The organism is Nisaea sp. (assembly GCF_040217065.1).
GTDB lineage: Bacteria > Pseudomonadota > Alphaproteobacteria > Thalassobaculales > Thalassobaculaceae > Nisaea.
Genome location: NZ_JAVJNX010000011.1, coordinates 236134 through 250290, shown reverse-complemented (window position 1 = coordinate 250290; position 14157 = coordinate 236134). Strand labels below are relative to the sequence as shown.

The following is a 14157-nucleotide window of genomic DNA, read 5'->3' as shown; positions in this document are numbered from 1 at the left end:
CATTCATCAGCCTGGTTGCGGATCAGCCGCCGTTTTGGATCGCCGACCAGACCTTCTGTGGTGTCATCGGAATATCGATATGTTTGACGCCATACTCGGCAAGCGCATCGATCACCGCATTCATGATCGGTCCCGGTCCGCCGATCGACGGGACCTCGCCGACGCCCTTGACCCCGAGCAGGCTGTTCGGGGACGGCGTGGCCGCCCAGGCATGGTCGATCATTGGCACGTCATCGGCGCGCGGGAAGGCGTAATCCATCAGCGAGCCGGTCAGCAACTGCCCCGAGTCCGGATCGTAGACACTGCCTTCCATCAGAACCTCGCCGATGGCCTGGGCGATGCCGCCGGTGACCTGTCCGAAGGCCAGGGGCTCATTCACGATCCGGCCGAGATCATCGACCCCGACGAACCGGTCGACAATGACCCTGCCGGTGTCGGGATCGATTTCGACCTCGACCACATAGGCCCCGTTCGGGAAGGTGGTGTGCTTTCCCTCGAAATCCATTTCGCCAACGCAGCCGCCGCGCAGTCCGGGCTCCAGCGTTTCCGCCGGAATGTCGCCCATGCGGGCCATCAGCTCGGGAAAGGAGATCGCCTTGTCAGTGCCGGCGACCTTGAAGGATCCGGCCTCGTATTCAATGTCCTGGGCGGCGGTTTCCATGATGTGCCCGGCCAGCTTCTTGCCGTTCTCGACCATCTCGATGGCCGCGCGATGCACGGTATTGGCCGCGATCGGCATCATGCAGGACCCGCCAGTGCCGCCGCCGACCTGAAGAGCGGCGCTGTCGCCCTGCTCGACGATGACCTGCGACGGATCGATCCCGAGAGTCTCGGCGGCGACCTGTGCCAGCGTGGTCTGGTGGCCCTGGCCGGAATCCTGGGTGCCGGTACGGACCCGCACCTTGCCGTCGTCGGTCAGCTCGACCTTGCTGCGCTCGGCGGTGGAGCCGCCGGTTGCGTGGACGTGGATACCGAAGCCGATGCCGCGCTTCTTGCCGGCAGCCGCGCTCGCCGTGCGGCGCTCCGCGTAGCTCTCGTAATCCGCCTTGGCGAGCGCTTTCCTGAAGATCTCTGGATAGTCGCCGCCATCATAATCCTCGCCCATCGGGGTATGAAACGGCAGGTCAGCCGGCGTCATCAGGTTCTTGGCGCGAATTTCCGCCCGGTCGAAGCCAAGCGTGTCGCAGGCATAGTCGATAAGCCGTTCCAGCGTGCCCGCGCTTTCCGGTTTTCCGGCGCCGCGATAGGCGTCCGTCGGTGTGGCATTGGTGAACACGGCCTGTACCCGGTATTCGGCCGCCGTGATCTTGTAGCAACTGGTGAAGACCCGGACGGCGCCCTTGGTGACGATGGACGGGTTCACCGCATTGAGGAACGCGCCCATATCGGCCAGCGCGTCAATCCGGAAAGCGGTGATCGTGCCGTCCTTGCTCAGGGCCAGCGTCGCCCGGTCGAGGCGGCCGCGACCCGGTGCGTCGGCGACGAAACTCTCGGTGCGGTCCGCAATCCATTTTACCGGCCGTCCGGTCAGACGGGCGGCGAGCAGGCACAGGATCTGCTCCGGATAGGGCCAGATCTTCACCGCGAAACTGCCGCCGACATCGTTGGTGATGACCCGCATGTCCGTCTCGTCGACGCCGAGCGCCTCCGACATGGCCGCACGCAGCATGACGACGCCCTGGCTCGGGGTGTGAAGAGTATATTTCCCGCTTTCACTGTCGAATACGCCGACGCAGCCGCGCGGCTCGACCGGGGCGATCACGGCGCGGGGATGGTCGACCGTCAGTTCCACCACATGGTCGGCCGCGGCGATCGCGGCATCGACATCGCTGCCATTGCCGATTCGCCAGTCAAAGCTGACATTGCCGGGCGCGTTTTCCCAGAGCTGCGGGGCACCATCGGAGACCGCATGGGCGAGATCGGTGACCGGGTCGAGATCCTGATAATCGATATCGACAAGTTCGGCGGCCTCGCGGGCGGCGGATATGGTTTCGGCGACGATGAAAGCGACCGGTTGACCCGCGTATTTGGCGACTCCCCGGGCCAGCGCCGGACGCTCAGGCTCGATCATCGCCGTGCCGTCATGACCGGTCACCGGCATCCGTGAACGCATCGGACCGACGCCTTCACGCACCAGATCGTCGCCGGTCAGTACGGTCAGCACGCCGGGGGCGGCCTTGGCGTCCTCGACTGCAACAGAGAGAAGGCGCGCATGCGCCATGGCCGACCGGACCACGACCGCGTGCGCGGCGCCTTCCGGGAACAAATCGTCCACATAGCAGCCGTGGCCGGTGAGCAGCCGGTCATCTTCGCGTCGCAACATGTCTATTGATCTCGTTAATTCGTGGCTGGACTGTCTTTTTGTCGCACGCAATTATAGGAGCGATCCAGCATTTCTTATTCAGACGGGGTAATGCTCGGCTGTCAGCACAGGGAACATTGGCGACGTGGTGAATGGGTGATTTCGGGACTAATTCAACGGTCGTCGAGGCTCTCCGGGCCCGTTTCGATCAAGCGATGTCCGAACCGGATACGGTAAAGCGCTTCCGTGGTTTGGTAAACTTGGTGGAAGATGCGCAGGTCCTGCGTGCCAAGGTGAGCAAGGGCCTGAAGGAGCACCAGAAATCGGAGGCTTTGCTCGAGGCCGAGAAGCGGTTCGTGACCAAGCACGAAACCAAGCTGGACAGCCTCGCCCAGGGATTCTTCAACTGCTATGCGAGTCCGGGCAAGGCGCGTGCGGCGCTTGACCAACTCTGTGCAAATTATGACAGCCAGTATGTCCTTGACGTGATCCGACTCGGCGTCTGGCGGCTCTCGAAACCGCTCGGGTTCGATCTGTTCGGCATCAAGAGTGACGCCCGCCGTATCTCCGAGGCGTTTTTCGAGAACAGTCTGCTGCCGGTCCTTGAGAAAATCATTCCGGATCAGGGGGACTACCTGAAGCTGAAGCAGCTTGACGTTGAAGAACGCTACGAAAAAATCCTGCACGAGATCGAGATGTCCAGGATGGCAATGGCCGCTGTCGAAGCCAGTCTGAAAAAGGCCCAGGCTCAACTGGAAACAGAGGCGAAGGCGATGCCCGAGGATGTTGTCGAGACCCTGTCAACGGCGGATGCGGCGGAGCGGCTGAAGGCGCTGCCGCCGAAAATGCGCGAAGCGATCTTCGAGGCCAGGCGCGAGGCCCTGGCCGGAAAACCGAGCCGGGCGCGCTAGGCTGTCCGCCGGCCCAGGGTGAATTCCTCGATTTGATCGAGAGGCACCTCGACCGGCAGGTCCAGCAGCATGAAGGACAGCGTCTTGCCGTGCAGGTCGAGATTGAGCGTGCTGTTGACACCGCCTTCAAGCGCGTCGTCGATCACGAAGTTCAGTGCCGGCAGGTTGGGCAGCTCATAGCGTGCGACCGCGCTTGCGCCCTTATGGGCAAAATGCTCGAGTACCCGTTCTTCCGTGATCTGTTCCAGCAGCAGGGAATAGGCGGTTTCGGCGTAAGGGATCACGCTGATATTGGAGCGGTTTCCCTTGTCGCCGCTGCGGCCGTGGGCGATGTCGTGCAGGCGCAGCCGGATTGTGTCGAGAACCACTGTCATGCGCCGGCTCCGAGAAAATGGACCCTGGGAGAAAGTCTGTTCCTGTCGACCAGGATCGAGGCGGTGTGAATCTGTGCCGTGATGTTCCGCCGGAAGCCGCCGCCGCCGGCAGGGCCGGAGCAGTAAAGACTCAGCACCTCGTCAGCAAGATCCTCCGCGACCTCCCGGGAATGGCAGGAAACAGAGGCGCGGACACGGTAATCGCCATCCGGCGCCGCCGCTACGGCGCCCGGATAGGGCGCTGTGCCGCCATCGAAGGTGCTGGATGTACCGATGATGTCGAAACGGTACGCGGCGTTGCTGCCCCGCTCCCGGGCCCGCTCGCCGAGGACGTCGCGGGCAAGTTCGGCACGGGCCAGGGCGTTCGGGCCCGCATAGCTGATTTCCGCCTCGCCGAGCCAGCCGCCGTCAAAGCTGACCGTGGTTTTCAGAGTGCCGGGTCTGGCCTTGCCCCGGGCGCCGGAGACAGCGACCAGGTTTTCTCCCGCCTGCTCGACCGTCACGCCGGTTATATCGAGCACCACGTCGGCCGTCAGATAGGCCGAAGGATCGTGCATTTCATAGAGGATCTGCTCCTTCACGGTCGCCGGCGTCACGCAGCCGCCGGTATTGTCCGCCTTCGAGATCCGGATCGCACCATCGCGGGCGATCGTCGCGATGGGAAAGCCGACATGGGCGAGGTCGGGAACATCCTTGAAGCCGGGATCGGCGAAATAGGCGCCGGTCACCTGGGCGCCGCATTCCAGCAGATGCCCGGCCAGGGTTCCGGCCGCCAGCGCATCCCAGTCGTCTTCCGTCCAGCCGAACTCATGGATCAGCGGACCAAGCACCAGGGCCGGGTCGGTGGTCCGTCCGACGACGACGATATCGGCACCGCCGGCCAGGGCTTCGGCGATCGGACGTGCACCGAGATAGGTGTTGGCGGCGACTATTCCCTCACCGATCGGCAGGCCTTCAATCGTGCCGTGCGCCCGGATTTCCTGTTCGTCCATCACCGTCAGCAGATCGTCGCCGGAAACAACAGCGATACGTGGCGTAGGGCAGCCGATTTCCTCGGCAATCTTCAGGATGTGCCTCGCGCCGGCGGCAGGGTTTGCGGCGCCGAAATTGGACACGATGCGGATATTGTTCGCGAGGCAGCGTGCCAGAACCGGCCGTACATAGGAGTCGAGGAACGGTGAGTAGCCACGGTCCGGATCGCGCTGCTTCTGCTTCTGGGCCAGGGCCAGGGTGCGTTCCGCAAGGGTCTCGAAAATCAGGTATCTGGGGCCGTCGCGGGTGGCCAGCGTATCGACGACCGGGCCGCCCGCATCCTTTCGATCACCGGCAAAGCCGGCGCCACAGCCGATATGGACGAGATTTTTGATCATCAGTCTTTCACTTGGCAGGTTGACGGGGGAACTGTAGCGTCTGCCCGTCGGTTTTTACCAGTCTACAAATCAACCTCTAAGAGGAGAGCGGCCATGCCTGGACGCGCGGATCGCGTCGGCGGGAACACAGCGGCCAGCCCTTTCCGAAGCTTCCCGGAGCGCGGGACAATCGTTATTTTCGATCTTGAGATCACGGCCTGGCAAGGCTCGCTCGCCCGAAACTGGAGCGGGCCCGGCGAATTCATGGAGGTCGTCCAGATCGGTGCGGTGAAGCTGGATGCCGCCATGCCAATGGCTGAACTGTCCAGTTTCGAAGTTCTGGTGAAGCCTGTGAAAAATCCGGTTCTTTCCGACTATTTCATCGAGCTGACCGGAATCAGCAAGGAGGATCTTGCCCGTCATGGCCTGTCCTTCGAGGAGGCTTTGATCCGGTTCGCGGATTTTGTCGATGATGCCGAACTCGTGCTGTCCAACGGGAATGACTGGCTCGACCTTGTGCTGAATGCGGACTGGGCCGGTATGGCATGGCCGTTCCCGGACGCTCTTTTTACGAATGTTCGTCCGGGCCTCTCCCGCGCCATGAACCTTCCGGAGACGAAAACCGTGAGCTCGACATTGCCGCAGCATCTTGGGCTTCCGGCCGTGCCCGGCGCCCATACCGGACTCGGCGATTCGCGGGCAATTGCGCTTGCGATTCGGGAATTGAGACGTGCCGGAACGCTCTGAGCCATACAAACTCAATTCCACGCTAAGCGCTTTCGTCCAGGCTCCGAGAATGCATACTATGTGATATCGACGCGAAGATGGCTGATGGGGGCAGGTGATGAGTTCTGATGACGTGACGTTGGACGGAGGTCCTGTCGACGCGGATGAGATCGGCCGGATTGGACTGTTTCTGGATCTCGGGGAAAAGGAGCGTTCGGCGATTGCGGCACTGTGCCGAAAGCGCAGCTTCTCGGCAGGTGAAACCATCATTTCCAGCGTCGGTGCCGATCATGATGTCTATTTCATGCTGGAGGGATCGGCGGATGTCGTGAACCATACGCTGATCGGCGATGCGCTTGAGCTGGACCGGCTCGGTGCCGGTGCCTATTTCGGCGAGCTCTCGGCGCTGGATGGCGGTCCCAGATCCGCCGAGGTCCGGGCGATTGAAGATTGTCTCGTAGCGGCGATGGCACCAAGCGATTTCCGCAATATTCTGGCGGAATATCCCTCGGTGCTGGTTCTGGTGCTGCACAACCTCGCCGTCATGATCCGCCATTCGAACCTCACGGTTCTGCAGCACGCGACCATCTGACGGGCAGGTTCAGCCCTCGTCTTCGGGAGCGTCTTCCCCGCGGCGGCCATCCGCCGAGCGGGTCAGGCGCCCCATCAGCTGCTCAAGAGCCGCGTGCAGGTTGCGCACCCCGGAACGGGACATGATCATGCGGGAGACCACGGCGTGCTCGACCTGGGAGCCGTCGATATTGAACCGGGTGTTCACCAGGTTGATCCGAACGACACCGTCCCGCACCATTGCGCCGATGACCCCGTCGACAAAGATATCCTGACATTCAGGGGCAATCACGATGTTCGGCTGCTGTCCAGCCGCCTGACCGCCGGTGTTGGTGTTCGAAGTGTCGCTCATTGAAATTCGCCCGACATAATTTTGTGCAAAATCCGATCTAATACCGATAACACGTTGCCACCGTTGGCGGAAGATCGTTAGGGCAATTCCGAGACGTTTGCGCGAGGATTGCCAAATATCCCACGGCGGCGCAGTGTCTTTCTCGTTCATCTGCTGTTTCCGTCGCCTTGGAGATATCCCATCCTTCCGCAGTCTTTTCTGGACTGGCGCGTCCTGCTTCTGACAGCCGTGTGGGCCGGTTCGGTTGCCGGGCTCTTCCTTTCTCTCCCGACGCTCGATCATATCGTTGCCGGTGGCCTGCTGCTTTTCGTGCTCGGGACGCTGCCGCAAGCCCGGCTGGAGACGAAAGTGCTCGTCGGCATCGGCATAGTCGCAACGCTGATCCTGATCTTTACCGTCGCCGCCCCGGAAGCGGTCTGGCGCGGTCTTGAGCGCACGCTGATCTTCGCCGGATTGCTGCCGACGCTGAAAATGACCCGGGAAGTCGCCCGGCTGATGCCGTCAGTGCGGGACAGCCAGAACAGGCTGGCGGCCCTCCCGGACAGCGCCGCGGATGTCGGCATTACCATCGGGGCGATGGTCTTTGGATCGGTGCTGAACACAGGCTCGTTCGCTCTGGTCTCGGCGGTGGTGCCCGCCGATGCAAGCGACGACCGCCGCCGCGCGGCGGCCTGTGCCTCGATGCGGGGCATGAGCATCGCCGTGCTCTGGTCACCCTTCTTTGTCGGCTTCGCCGTGGCCGGTACTTATCTGCCGGCGGTCGAGCTTTGGGAGATCGTTCCGTTTGGCTTCATCTGCGTCGGTATCTGCATCGCAATCGGGCTTGCCATGTTTGCGCGGCCTGTCAGTCTGGCGGCCGTCGGCGCCGCCCTTGCCTGTCTCCGGCCGATCGCGCCGCGCCTCGGCATTGCAGCCGGGACGGTCATTCTGGTCGGTACGTTCACGCCACTTTCGACGCTGGGCGCCATTCTGGTGGTGATGCCTCTGCTGTGCGCGCTGCAATTCTTCCGCCGGCCGGATGCATTCTGGCCGGTGCTGGATAAGACCGCCGAGGGGATGAAGGATCTCGGAGACGATCTTGCCCTGGTCGCCATCGCCATCGTCATCGGCACCGTGGCCGGGGAGGCTGATGCAATTATTGTCCATGTCGCGCCGCTGCTTGAGGGCGGATTGCCGGCCCCGGTCCTGCTGGCCATGATGATCGGTATTCAGTTGATACCGGCCATTGTCGGTATTCACCCGATCATTACCGGGACGGTCTTTCTCGCCGCGCTGACCAGTCTGGATCACGGCGTGCTGCCGCTGGCCCTCTACGAAGCAATGCTCGCAGGCTGGGGCCTGGGGGCGATGGTCTCCATCGCGTCGCTGTCCGTGGTCACGGCCGGTTCGATGTTCGACGTGCGGCCAACCCGCGTCGCCCTCGGCCCGAATCTGGCCTATGTCTTCGTCGTCTGGGCCGTGCTGGTGCCGGTCCTCAGCATCCTGCATTACGCCCTGATCTGAATCGCGGCTGTCTCGGCGCTATTTCGCCCGGCGGGTCATCACCAGGAAAACGGCGGAGACCACGGCCGCCAGGGCAGCGTAATCCACCGGTCCGGGCACCGTTCCGAAGATCATGGCATCCGTGATGACGCCGACGAGCGGAACCATCAGCGTGCCGACTGTGGAGACCACGACCGGCAGCATGTTCACCACGCTGAAATAGGCCCAGTAACAGAAGATTCCGGTAATCGTCATGTTGTAGACGAGGCCGAGCGTGGGAATGAGGGTCACGCTTTCCGGCATGTTCTGGTAGTCCCAGAGAAGTGCAATTACGGCCACGGGCAATGCCCCCAGCATCTGCTGCCAGCCGGTCAGCACGGTCACGGACATGGAAAAGCGGAAATATTTCACCGCCGCGGTGCCAGCGCCCCAACTCATGGCGGCAATGACAACCAACGCCGGGCCGAGCGGATCGCCCGACACGGCGCGGTCGTCACCGAAGAACAGCAGGCCCATGCCGACAAGGCCCAGGCCCAGTGCCAGAATCGAGCGGGCGCGCAAGGGCTCCTTGACCAACCATGCGCCGGTCAAGGTTGCCCAGAGCGGCATGGTGTATGCGAGAATTGCGGCCCGTCCCGATTCCATAAGGTCAATGCCGTAGAGCACCGCAATGTTCCAAACAGACATATTGAGCAGGGAGACGATGAGGAGTCCCTTCCACTCGGCGCGCGGCACGCGGAGTACATGCCCGTTTGCCCGTGCCAGGGCGAACAGACCCAGCCCGGCCGATATCCCCGCGATGGCGCGGAACACAAAGGGCGGATATTCGGCAAGGGACAGTTTCATCACCGGCCAGTTCAGGCCCCAGAGCAGGGCGAGCATGGCCAGCAGGAAGATCGCGAAAGGCGGAATCTCTGCCGATTTCTGCGACAAGGGTTGGTTCACGGGCAAAGAGCCCCTAACTCTGTGAAGGATGTATGAAGAGAAAGTTTGCTAACCCATTTGCTGCTTGAGTGCCAGACTTCTAAACCCATAACATCCGCGCGAGAGATTTCGGCTGTTGTGTCCGCAACGGCCCGACGAGGAGGGACTCCATGGTAAAATTCGGCATTGGCCAGGCGATCAAACGCGTTGAAGATCAGCGGCTGCTGACCGGTCAGGGCAATTACACCGATGACGTCACGCCCGACGGAACGGCCCGGGCCTTCATCCTGCGGTCCCCCTATGCCCATGCGCGGATCAACGGCATCGATACGGCGGACGCGGAAGCGGCTCCCGGTGTCATCGCCGTGCTGACCAACAGGCATGTGCAGGAAGACGGGCTGGGCGATCTTCCCAGTCTTGCACCGGCGCCGAACAAGGATGGTAGTGCGCGAGCCGACACGCCGCGCCCGATCCTCGAAGGCGATACGGTCCGCCATGTCGGCACTCCGGTCGCCATGGTGATTGCGGAGACGCTGGAGCAGGCACGCGATGCGGCGGAACTGATCGAGGTGGATTACGAGCCACTGCAATCGGCAACGGACACGGAAGGCGCGACCAAGCCGGGCGCTGCCCAGCTTTACGACCACATCCCGCACAATGTGTGCTTCGACTGGCACAAGGGCGATCTGGAGATGGCCGAGGCCGCCTTCACCAGGGCGAAGCAGGTGGTCCGCACCAAGGTGGTCAATAACCGCATTATCGTGAACTCCATGGAGCCGCGCGGTGCCATCGGCCTGTACGACGCGGAGACCGACCGCACGACGCTCTACAGCTCGACCCAGGGCCCGAGCTTCATCCACCCGATCCTGGCCGAAACGGTGCTGAAGATCGACAAGGAGAAGCTGCGCTGCATCACCACCGATGTCGGTGGCGGGTTCGGCATGAAGATTTTCCTCTATCCGGAACAGTGCCTGCTCGCGTGGGCCGCCCGCCGCCTGAAGAGGGCCGTGAAATACACCCCGGAACGATCCGAAGCCTTCATGAGCGATACCCAGGGCCGGGACAATGTCAGCTATGTCGATGCCGCGCTCGACGGGAACGGCAAGATCATCGGCATGAAGGTCGAGACCTTCGCCAATCTCGGCGGTTATCTCTCGAATTTCGGCCCCTTCATCCCGACCGAGGCGGGCACGCACATGCTCTCCGGCGTCTACGACATTCCGGTGATCTATGTGAATGTGAAGGGTGTTTTGACCAACACCACGCCGGTGGATGCCTATCGTGGTGCGGGCCGGCCGGAAGCGGCCTACCTGATCGAGCGTGTGATCGACAATTGCGCGGCGGAAACCGGTCTTGGCCGGGACGAGATCCGGCGCCGCAATTTCATCACGCCGGAGCAGATGCCCTACAGCACCACGCTCGGCAACGTCTATGACACCGGCGAATTCCAGACGGTCATGGAGAAATGCCTGGCCAAGGCGGACTGGAACGGCTTTCCCGCCCGCAAGGCCGAATCCGCGAAGGCCGGCAAGCTGCGCGGCATCGGCCTCGGCTACTACATCGAGAAATGCGGTGGCGGGAACCCGGAGACGGCGGATATCCGCTTCACCGAGGACAACAAGATCGAGATCTATATCGGCAACCAGTCGAACGGGCAGGGGCACGAGACTGCCTATGCCCAGGTGCTGGGCGACGTGCTCGGCATCGACGGTGAGGATATCCGGATCATCCAGGGCGATACCGACCGCACCCCTCCGGGCCTGACCGGCGGCTCCCGTGCCATGCCGGTGGGCGGTGTCGCCGTGTTGCTCGGCGGCCGGGAGATCGTCGAGAAGGGCAAGAAGGTCGCGGCCCGGGTGATGGAATCCGCAATCGAGGATATCGAATTCGCCGACGGCACCTTCACCGTTGCCGGGACCGACAAGACCATGTCGCTCTTCGACGTGAACAGGGAAGCCAGGAGTGATGAGGAAGAGGGGCTCGACACGGTGCACAAGCGCACGCCTGAAGCGGCAACCTTCCCGAACGGCTGCCATGTCTGCGAGCTGGAGATCGACCCGGATACCGGCATCGTCGAGATCCTGAAATACAGCGTGGTCGACGATTTCGGCTCGGTCATCAATCCGAGCCTGCTGGCGGGCCAGGTGCACGGCGGCGTCGGCCAGGGGATTGGCCAGGCGCTGTACGAGCACACGATCTATGACGAGGAAAGCGGCCAGCTCGTGACCGGCTCCTACATGGATTACACCTTGCCGCGCGCGGACCATGTGCCGTGGGTCGATTTCGAGACCCACAATGTCTGGTGCACGACCAATCCGCTCGGCATCAAGGGTTCCGGCGAAGCCGGTGCCATCGGCGCACCGCCGGCGGCGATCAGTGCGGTCTGCGATGCGCTCGGCGTCACCAATATCGACATGCCGGCGACGCCCGAGAAAATCTGGGCAATGGCCAACGAAGGCAAACTCGCGGCCGCCGAATAGGTCTCGTTCTGAAAAGACGGTTGCGGAAACGCGGCTGTCTTTTCTTGTATGAAGGTTCAAGAATTCAACAGGGGGGGAAGCCATGACGGCGCCGATCGAATGCTACACGTGGAAAACATCCAACGGCCGCAAGATCACGATCATGCTGGAGGAGTGCGGCATTCCGTACAACCTGCATCCGATCAATATCGGTGAGGACGACCAGTTCACACCGGAATATATCGCCATCAACCCGAACTCGAAGATCCCAGCGATCATCGATCCGGACGGCCCGGACGGAAAGCCCTACACGGTCATCGAGTCCGGCGCGATCCTGATGTATCTGGCGGAGAAGACCGGCAAGTTCATGCCGACCGACATGGCGAAGCGCTATGAGGTCATCCAGTGGCTGATGTTCCAGATGGGCGGCATTGGTCCGATCTTCGGCCAGGTGCACCATTTCAAGCGCGCCGCGAAAGAGAAGGTGCCTTACGGCATCGAGCGCTACGGCAAGGAATGCCTGCGTCTCTACGGCGTGCTGAACAGCCGCCTCGAAGGCCGGGACTATCTCGCCAATGACGAGGTGTCCATCGCCGACTTCGCGACCCTGCCCTGGGTGTTCCGGCATGACTGGCAGGAAGTGGACCTGGCGCAGTTCCCGAACGTGAAGCGCTGGTACGACGCCATGATGGCGCGTCCGGCCCTGAGCCGCGGCATGGAACTGCCCTGATCCGATACCGGATTCATGGTTAAGAAACGGGGTCGCGGCGGTTTCGCCCGGCCCCGCTTCTGTTTATAGTGCCGCTGCCCGCGCATTCCCCGGGAGGGAGGCGACCGGCTCAAAATCCAAACCAGGAGGAGAAGGCCATGACCATCCGGCTTGGCGACATAGCGCCTGATTTCACGCAGGATTCCACGGACGGCAAGATCAACTTCTATGATTATGCGGGCGACAACTGGGTCATCCTGTTCTCGCATCCGAAGGATTTCACTCCGGTCTGCACCACCGAGCTCGGCTACATGGCCGGTCTGAAGCCGGAATTCGACAAGCGCGGCGTCAAGGTTCTCGGCCTTTCCGTCGATGGCCTCGGCGACCATGAGAAATGGGCCGACGACATCAAGCAGACCCAGGGCAATACGCTGAATTTCCCGCTGGTGGCGGACCACGACAAGACGGTCGCCGGTCTGTACGACATGATTCACCCGAACGCGAACGATACGCTGACGGTGCGCTCGGTCTTCATCATCGACGGGAACAAGAAGGTCCGCCTGATCCTGACCTATCCGGCCAGCACCGGACGGAATTTCGACGAGATCCTGCGCGTTGTGGATTCCCTGCAACTGACCGACAAGCACAAGGTGGCGACGCCGGTGAACTGGACCAGCGGCGACAAGTGCATCATCGTCCCGGCGCTGTCGAACGAGGACGCCAAGAAGCTGTTCCCGGGCGGCTGGGACGAGCAGCGCCCCTATCTCCGTGTGGTCGATCAGCCGGGCGCGTAATCAATTGACCATTTAATTGTTTTTGCGAAAGGCCGGCAATTTGCCGGCCTTTTTGCCTTCGGCGTCGAGAAGAGGAATACAGCCATGAACGGAAATGAGACAGTTTCGAAGGCATCCGGTTTCAAGGTCGGTTTCATTGGTCTTGGCGGGATGGGTCGAGGGGTGGTGAAGAACATGCTGGCCGGAGGTGCCATGGTCGCGGTGCATGATCTCGACCCGGATGCGGTAACGCTGGCCGTCTCGCAGGGCGCTACAGCCGCGCCGGATCTGGCGGCGATCGCGGCCGGGGTGGATGTCCTCGGCATCTGCATCACCACGGCCGAGGCGGTCCAGAAACTCGCTCTCGGGCCGGGCGGTCTGCTCTCCCATATGCGCGAGGGAACGGTCTTCCTCGATCACACAACGGTCTCGCCGGCGCATGTGGACCGGATGCGGGAGGCCTGCGCCGCGCGCGGCATCGCCTATTGCGAGGCGCCGATGACCCGGACGCCGGTCCATGCCGACCGGGGTGAGGTGAATATCCTGTTCGGCGGCTCCGAGGATCTGCTGGAGCGGTTGCGACCGCTGTTCGAGACCTATGCCGAGAACATCTTCCATGTCGGCCCGGCCGGACACGCCATCCGGCTGAAGCTGATCCACAATTACATCGCCTTCGCCAATGTCGCCTCCTGGTGCGAGGGCTTCGCGCTCGCCGCCAAGGAAGGGCTCGATATGGACAAGGTGATCGGCATCATCTCCGCCGCAGGCGGCAAGTCGGGCATGATGGATCTCTATGGCGAAGCCACCCTGAAACGCGACTTCACCCCGCTGATGTCGCTTGCCAACGCCCAGAAGGATGTCCGCTATTACGCACAATGGCTGGAGCAGGCAGGGCTGCCGGGGTTCATGGCCGAGTCTGTGCACCAGACCTACGCGCTGGCCTCCATCATGGGCTTCGAGGATGAAAGCTGCACAGCGGTGATCAAGGCCTATGAGAAGCTGACCGGTGTTGAGGCGCGATTGCCGAGCGTTCGGGAAGAAGAGTAACCATCCCCAGAAATTGTCGTTCCCGCGTAGGCGGGAACCTAGGGAAGGCAAGCACCGCCCATGATCATCTAGGTCCCGGCTCTCCGGCCGGGATGACGGTTTTGGGGTAGGGAAGAGCTCGAAAACATCGCGCTCACGATAGTTTTTGCTGCGCTCGGAAGCACAACCGACTAGGCCTT

At 62.2% G+C, this 14157-nt stretch carries 13 protein-coding genes; 8 read left to right on the top strand and 5 right to left on the bottom strand.

The window, feature by feature from the left end:
* Positions 1–22: 22 nt before the first annotated feature.
* Positions 23–2323, bottom strand: a complete 2301-nt coding sequence (locus RH950_RS19395; protein ID WP_350059396.1) for a xanthine dehydrogenase family protein molybdopterin-binding subunit — start codon at positions 2321–2323, stop codon at positions 23–25.
* A 131-nt stretch (positions 2324–2454) separates the two neighbouring features.
* Here RH950_RS19395 and RH950_RS19390 point away from each other — a divergent pair, with 131 nt between their 5' ends.
* Complete coding sequence (locus tag RH950_RS19390) at positions 2455–3213, top strand: hypothetical protein (RefSeq protein ID WP_350059395.1); 759 nt, start codon at positions 2455–2457, stop codon at positions 3211–3213.
* Here RH950_RS19390 and RH950_RS19385 read toward each other — a convergent pair.
* Both RH950_RS19385 and RH950_RS19380 read right to left on the bottom strand, forming a co-directional pair.
* Positions 3210–3587, bottom strand: a complete 378-nt coding sequence (locus RH950_RS19385) for an AtuA-related protein (protein WP_350059394.1) — start codon at positions 3585–3587, stop codon at positions 3210–3212. The genes RH950_RS19390 and RH950_RS19385 overlap by 4 nt on opposite strands.
* The gene (locus tag RH950_RS19380; RefSeq protein ID WP_350059393.1) at positions 3584–4957 is read right to left on the bottom strand and encodes an acyclic terpene utilization AtuA family protein; all 1374 of its coding nucleotides are present in this window, start codon (positions 4955–4957) and stop codon (positions 3584–3586) included. The genes RH950_RS19385 and RH950_RS19380 overlap by 4 nt, the downstream gene beginning before the upstream one ends.
* A gap of 93 nt (positions 4958–5050) precedes the next feature.
* Between RH950_RS19380 and RH950_RS19375 the strand changes: the two genes are divergently transcribed.
* Complete coding sequence (locus RH950_RS19375) at positions 5051–5683, top strand: exonuclease domain-containing protein (protein ID WP_350059392.1); 633 nt, start codon at positions 5051–5053, stop codon at positions 5681–5683.
* Positions 5684–5780: 97 nt separating this feature from the next.
* Entirely contained in the window at positions 5781–6254 is a 474-nt protein-coding gene (locus tag RH950_RS19370) for a cyclic nucleotide-binding domain-containing protein (RefSeq protein WP_350059391.1), read from the top strand.
* Positions 6255–6263: 9 nt separating this feature from the next.
* Here RH950_RS19370 and RH950_RS19365 read toward each other — a convergent pair whose 3' ends face one another.
* Positions 6264–6584 carry a hypothetical protein gene (locus tag RH950_RS19365; RefSeq protein WP_350059390.1) on the bottom strand — a complete coding sequence of 107 codons (321 nt, stop codon included), beginning with the start codon at positions 6582–6584 and terminating at the stop codon, positions 6264–6266.
* A 228-nt stretch (positions 6585–6812) separates the two neighbouring features.
* Between RH950_RS19365 and RH950_RS19360 the strand changes: the two genes are divergently transcribed.
* A complete protein-coding gene (locus RH950_RS19360; RefSeq protein ID WP_350059389.1) occupies positions 6813–8087 on the top strand; it encodes a hypothetical protein in 1275 nt (424 codons plus the stop codon).
* A gap of 18 nt (positions 8088–8105) precedes the next feature.
* Here RH950_RS19360 and RH950_RS19355 read toward each other — a convergent pair whose 3' ends face one another.
* Complete coding sequence (locus RH950_RS19355; RefSeq protein ID WP_350059388.1) at positions 8106–8999, bottom strand: DMT family transporter; 894 nt, start codon at positions 8997–8999, stop codon at positions 8106–8108.
* Positions 9000–9160: 161 nt separating this feature from the next.
* Here RH950_RS19355 and RH950_RS19350 point away from each other — a divergent pair, with 161 nt between their 5' ends.
* From RH950_RS19350 to RH950_RS19335, 4 genes are all read left to right on the top strand, one after another.
* Positions 9161–11470, top strand: coding sequence for a xanthine dehydrogenase family protein molybdopterin-binding subunit (locus tag RH950_RS19350; RefSeq protein WP_350059387.1), 2310 nt, complete (start codon positions 9161–9163; stop codon positions 11468–11470).
* Positions 11471–11552: 82 nt separating this feature from the next.
* The gene (locus tag RH950_RS19345) at positions 11553–12179 is read left to right on the top strand and encodes a glutathione S-transferase family protein (RefSeq protein ID WP_350059386.1); all 627 of its coding nucleotides are present in this window, start codon (positions 11553–11555) and stop codon (positions 12177–12179) included.
* Positions 12180–12316: 137 nt separating this feature from the next.
* Positions 12317–12952, top strand: a complete 636-nt coding sequence (locus RH950_RS19340) for a peroxiredoxin (protein WP_350059385.1) — start codon at positions 12317–12319, stop codon at positions 12950–12952.
* An 84-nt stretch (positions 12953–13036) separates the two neighbouring features.
* Positions 13037–13978 (top strand): NAD(P)-dependent oxidoreductase, encoded by a 942-nt coding sequence (locus tag RH950_RS19335; RefSeq protein ID WP_350059384.1) that lies wholly within the window; start codon positions 13037–13039, stop codon positions 13976–13978.
* Positions 13979–14157: the final 179 nt, after the last annotated feature.

What these genes read in the sequence shown, in the direction of transcription:
- RH950_RS19395 (WP_350059396.1), bottom strand. Translation starts at nt 2,323, where the DNA reads ATGTTGCGACGCGAAGATGACCGGCTGCTCACCGGCCACGGCTGCTAT.
- RH950_RS19390 (WP_350059395.1), top strand. Translation starts at nt 2,455, where the DNA reads ATGGGTGATTTCGGGACTAATTCAACGGTCGTCGAGGCTCTCCGGGCC.
- RH950_RS19385 (WP_350059394.1), bottom strand. Translation starts at nt 3,587, where the DNA reads ATGACAGTGGTTCTCGACACAATCCGGCTGCGCCTGCACGACATCGCC.
- RH950_RS19380 (WP_350059393.1), bottom strand. Translation starts at nt 4,957, where the DNA reads ATGATCAAAAATCTCGTCCATATCGGCTGTGGCGCCGGCTTTGCCGGT.
- RH950_RS19375 (WP_350059392.1), top strand. Translation starts at nt 5,051, where the DNA reads ATGCCTGGACGCGCGGATCGCGTCGGCGGGAACACAGCGGCCAGCCCT.
- RH950_RS19370 (WP_350059391.1), top strand. Translation starts at nt 5,781, where the DNA reads ATGAGTTCTGATGACGTGACGTTGGACGGAGGTCCTGTCGACGCGGAT.
- RH950_RS19365 (WP_350059390.1), bottom strand. Translation starts at nt 6,584, where the DNA reads ATGAGCGACACTTCGAACACCAACACCGGCGGTCAGGCGGCTGGACAG.
- RH950_RS19350 (WP_350059387.1), top strand. Translation starts at nt 9,161, where the DNA reads ATGGTAAAATTCGGCATTGGCCAGGCGATCAAACGCGTTGAAGATCAG.
- RH950_RS19345 (WP_350059386.1), top strand. Translation starts at nt 11,553, where the DNA reads ATGACGGCGCCGATCGAATGCTACACGTGGAAAACATCCAACGGCCGC.
- RH950_RS19340 (WP_350059385.1), top strand. Translation starts at nt 12,317, where the DNA reads ATGACCATCCGGCTTGGCGACATAGCGCCTGATTTCACGCAGGATTCC.
- RH950_RS19335 (WP_350059384.1), top strand. Translation starts at nt 13,037, where the DNA reads ATGAACGGAAATGAGACAGTTTCGAAGGCATCCGGTTTCAAGGTCGGT.